This is a genomic window from Microcystis sp. LE19-41.2A (assembly GCF_027530405.1).
In the GTDB taxonomy this organism is placed as follows: domain Bacteria; phylum Cyanobacteriota; class Cyanobacteriia; order Cyanobacteriales; family Microcystaceae; genus Microcystis; species Microcystis aeruginosa.
In genome coordinates, this window is record NZ_JAPZQJ010000553.1 from 1 (window position 1) to 3,690 (window position 3,690).

The following is a 3,690-nucleotide window of genomic DNA, read 5'->3' on the forward strand; positions in this document are numbered from 1 at the left end:
CCCTTATATAGAAAGGCATTTGGCGATTTTTGTCAATTATTTTTGATCTAGAGCGAACTAATCAATTAAGTCTCTTGCCAGATAAGGATTTAGTCGATTTATGCCCCCCTATCGAACCATACCAGGTAACGAAGAACCAAATAGTCCTCGTAATCCTAAACCCGTGAAGCTAATTACACTCAAAACAAATAGGCTCTTTTCCAAAGGCGTTGATCCCGGTATTCCATCGATTATCATGTCTATTGTGCCTATTTCAGTACACCTATTGATAAGTCCTATCATTGACTCCCAACCGTTGACAGACCTATACTTATCTTTCCAGTCTATAGCTTCTATAATTTTCTCTCGATCAGTTCTGGGTAATTTTCCCCAGCCTGATTCACAGTAAGCATCTGGATGTGTTCCATAAGCAAATTTACGGAAGGAATCGGGATTAAGCTCTAATTCTCCAAAAGCATCAGGATTAGCGACTAATTTATCTTCTATTTTCTGTTGTAAAGCTTTACCTACTTCTTTGATAAATTGCTGTCCTTTTGCAGTAAGAGTAGGAGATGTATCCTTCACAAATATATTCAGATATTTATCTCCAAATCCTAAGTAATAATCTGGTGCTTCTTTGCCAGGATTTCTTTTAATGAAATCGTCGTAACGGAACTGGTAGTAATCTAGATTTCCTAAAGATTCGGGTGGATAAGGAGTCGGTTTATTAGAACCATAATCAGCGCAACTTGTTGAACTTGTTTCTTCAAAAATATCAATACAGTCAGGCATCACCCATCCTTGTAGTTTAGTATCTTGATCAAATACCAAATACCAAATACCAAAGACGATCTGCTTCATCTTTACTCCAAGCAAACTTTCCTGTAGGTGGAATCCGAACAACGTCAATATAAGTACCTGATTTCAAACAATGAATAATCGTGGCATTTATTGATGGTTCCGCTCGAAAATTGACACAACTATTACCTCTTACTTTATGAGAAGAAGTTTCACCATCAATTTTTTGTGCTACAACTGGTACAATTACATTTATATTAAGATAAGCCGTTAACAAGCCTAACAGAATATTGAGATTAAAAATAGATACTTTAATCATTAATATAACTCTCCGATTCAAAAATTTAAATTTTCAGGGTTTTCATAAATTGACAGGATTATCAGCGCGTAAATTTTCAAGATATAATTTGATCGCTTCTGTGATGTTTGCGATTGCGTCCTCAAAAGAATCTCCTTGATTGCGATCGCTGATCTTTTGGGTTGGGTGAAGGAACGCGAAGCAACTACGAGAAATAATATAGCGTTTCCCAATCTCATGAGGTACACCAAAATCTTAACTCCTGAATCCCGAATCCTGAATCCCGAATCCTGACTCCTGACTCCTGACTCCTGACTCCTCAAAACCTAAGACTCTGTACCTCACAACTATGGGAATTGCTATAACCTCATTGTCGAGTTACTGCAATCATTCTCTCTGAATGAAGTGTGATCGCCGAATTTCATCACCTCAACCCAAGCAACAAATCGGCGATTCAGCCATATCCTAGATAGGACTATTTGAACAACTCGATTTCCCCTGGTCGCCAAGTCTTGTCAAACCAAGGCTCAAGCGGGCCATAAAGCCGAAGAATCGTATTCCAACCCGTTTCAGGAATTGTTTGTACCCAATTATTCTCCTTGCCAGCAGGCGGTTTCGGCCCGAAATAGATATCCACAGAACCATCGGCATTAACCAAAAGCCCTTTAGTCTGACTACCGACACTGGGAAACTGTTGATCCGTCTGAATCTGCGATCGCGTCTGGTTACTGTAAAGAATCACTGACCAGAATAGTCGCACGGTAGGATGTGTTAGCGTAACGCAGAATAATTACAAATTCATCATGATTAAAAGCAAAAAAGCGCGTTAAGTAACTATTTTTTAAGTCAAGACGGCAATTAGCGATCGCCGCTCCTCATCAAAAAGCGATCGCCGTTACCCAAAAATTGCTCTATACAGTGCTTAATGCTTTGATTTTCGCTATCTCTGTTTCTAAGTTGGGAAGTTTTTGATTATATTTTTGGGCTGTTTCTAACCATAAATCTTTTACCATCAGTAATTCTTGTAGGGTTTCTTCTAAGGTTTCACCCTGAGCCAAACAGCCAGATAGTGCTGGAATTTCAGCGACAAAACCGCCTTCTTCACAGGGATAAATAATAATTGGATAATTCATCTTTAGTTATCTCCGATGATTTCAAGGACTCGACGAATATAAACAGATTTTACTTTTTTATTATGAACAGGTATGACCAAAATAATATCATTTCTTTTAAAAATGTGATGGCTACCTGTAATTCGATCAAGGGAAAACCCTTCTAATTCTAGCAGTTGACAAATATCGTTGAATCTTGCGTTATTAGGACTATTCTTTAGTAGTTCTAGTAGTTTATCCCTTTTGGACACGAGTGAATGGCATTCAACAATAGACCTCCTGCAAAAATCGGAAAAGTTAGTATAAAATAAGGAAAAGTTTCCCGTGTACTATGATTTACGAACGAATCGAAAACTTAAAGCCCGAGGAATTCAAACGCTTAACCGGAGTCTATCCCGAGACTTTCTCGCTAATGGTGAAAATTGTATCGGCCGAGAAGGCATTTCACAAAAAATCGGGAAGACCGAGTAAATTAAGTGTGGAGGAACAAATCTTAATGGCTTTAGAGTATTGGAGAGAATATCGAACTTACTATCACATCGGAACGAGTCGGGGAATTGACGAGACAACAGCGATGAGAATTATTAAAAAAGTGGAAGACATACTAATTAAGTCAGGACTCTTCAACCTGCCAGGCAAAAAAACGCTCGTCCGAGAGAGTATATCGGTGGAGCGAGTAGGGGTAGATGTGACAGAACACGAGATAGAAAGACCAAAAAAAACAGAAGCGATATTATAGTGGGAAACAAAAATGCCATACCATAAAATCACAGATTGTAGCCGACGTAAAAACGAGAATGATTCTCTGTACCGCTTTCGGGACGGGCAGAACACACGATTTTAAAGTGTGGAAGACTAGCCGTGTCATGATGAATAAGAGAATCGAATGTTTAGCAGACAAAGGGGATCAGGGAATTCAAAAGCTTCACGAGAATAGTAAAATCCCTCACAAGAGAAAGTCGAAACAAGAGTTAACGAAAGAACAAAAGAAATTTAATCGACAATTATCGAGAGAGAGAGTAGTGATTGAAAATATTCATCGTCATTTGAAAATCTTTAGAATTCTGTCTTCCCGGTATAGAAATCGAAGAAAGCGTTTTAAATTAAGACTAAATCTACTCGCAGGTATCTATAACTACGAACTTTCTTTAGAGTATAAGCTAGCCGAGGGTTAAAACTTTTGCAGGAGGTCTAATGAGCTTGAGTAAAAATCCATTTTAACCCAAGATGATCGCTATTTTCCCCTCCTCATCCCCAAAAAGCGATCGCCCTCTGCGTTCCTATCCCAAGCAATGGCAGTTTTAAACATTAATCAAGAAGATGACGGCGATCGCACTACTTTCTTCGGCATCGCACTTAGACCCCACATTCCGCACCCTAGTCGTTGAAATCAAAAGTTGCTCTAGCCCTTGTATAGTAAGACTTTTAGCGATTACTAAGAATTATGAAGTGTCACACTCTAGTTAGCGATCGCCAGCTTAATGAGAGTTTATCTCAATAATT

At 38.7% G+C, this 3,690-nt stretch carries 6 protein-coding genes; 1 reads left to right on the forward strand and 5 read right to left on the reverse strand.

Annotation, left to right across the window (positions count from 1 at the left end):
- Positions 1-108: 108 nt before the first annotated feature.
- The 5 genes from O9290_RS23195 to O9290_RS23215 all read right to left on the reverse strand — a co-directional run bounded on the left by O9290_RS23195 (position 109) and on the right by O9290_RS23215 (position 2,438).
- Positions 109-840, reverse strand: a complete 732-nt coding sequence (locus O9290_RS23195; protein ID WP_288057781.1) for an SH3 domain-containing protein — start codon at positions 838-840, stop codon at positions 109-111.
- A complete protein-coding gene (locus O9290_RS23200) occupies positions 800-1,096 on the reverse strand; it encodes a hypothetical protein (RefSeq protein ID WP_288057784.1) in 297 nt (98 codons plus the stop codon). The genes O9290_RS23195 and O9290_RS23200 overlap by 41 nt, the downstream gene beginning before the upstream one ends.
- A 454-nt stretch (positions 1,097-1,550) precedes the next feature.
- Positions 1,551-1,835 (reverse strand): DUF1214 domain-containing protein, encoded by a 285-nt coding sequence (locus tag O9290_RS23205; protein WP_288057787.1) that lies wholly within the window; start codon positions 1,833-1,835, stop codon positions 1,551-1,553.
- 151 nt (positions 1,836-1,986) lie between these two features.
- Complete coding sequence (locus O9290_RS23210) at positions 1,987-2,208, reverse strand: type II toxin-antitoxin system HicB family antitoxin (RefSeq protein ID WP_002744564.1); 222 nt, start codon at positions 2,206-2,208, stop codon at positions 1,987-1,989.
- A gap of 2 nt (positions 2,209-2,210) precedes the next feature.
- Positions 2,211-2,438 (reverse strand): type II toxin-antitoxin system HicA family toxin, encoded by a 228-nt coding sequence (locus O9290_RS23215; protein ID WP_002744562.1) that lies wholly within the window; start codon positions 2,436-2,438, stop codon positions 2,211-2,213.
- An 80-nt stretch (positions 2,439-2,518) separates the two neighbouring features.
- On the opposite strand from O9290_RS23215, the gene O9290_RS23220 reads away from it, so the two are divergent.
- A protein-coding gene (locus O9290_RS23220; RefSeq protein WP_288057794.1) for an IS5 family transposase occupies positions 2,519-3,362 on the forward strand; the annotation gives its coding sequence in 2 pieces (ribosomal slippage) (positions 2,519-2,910 and positions 2,909-3,362; 846 coding nt in all).
- Positions 3,363-3,690 lie beyond the last annotated feature (328 nt).